We start from the raw sequence: 276 nt of genomic DNA, 5'->3' as shown, positions 1-276 counted from the left end.
CTCCAGAAGCGTATCATCGGGCTTTTTGACGTTGCCTACACAAATGAGACCGGGCTCTCCGAGCTCGTCGAGAATGCAGCGGATGCCTTAAAAGACCTCGATATCATCAAGGAGAAGAATGTGATGAACCGGTTCCTCCAGGAGCTGGTCAAAGATGACGGTGCAGCCTCCTACGGTGAGGAGAGCGTCAGAAAGAACCTTGAGATCGGCGCTGTCGATACCCTCCTCCTCTCGGAGAAGCTCAGGAGGGCGAGGCTGAAACTCGCATGCCCGAAC

At 55.1% G+C, this 276-nt stretch carries 1 protein-coding gene; it reads left to right on the top strand.

Features of this window, described 5'->3' with window-relative positions; all coding sequences use genetic code 11:
- Positions 1 to 276 (top strand): hypothetical protein (locus FQ664_RS25970; RefSeq protein ID WP_218570422.1); only part of this gene is annotated, 276 nt, incomplete at both ends.

Origin of the sequence: Pseudomonas persica (assembly GCF_900291015.1) — a bacterium.
Taxonomy (GTDB): domain Bacteria; phylum Pseudomonadota; class Gammaproteobacteria; order Pseudomonadales; family Pseudomonadaceae; genus Aquipseudomonas.
This window is presented reverse-complemented; position numbering and strand designations above follow the sequence as displayed.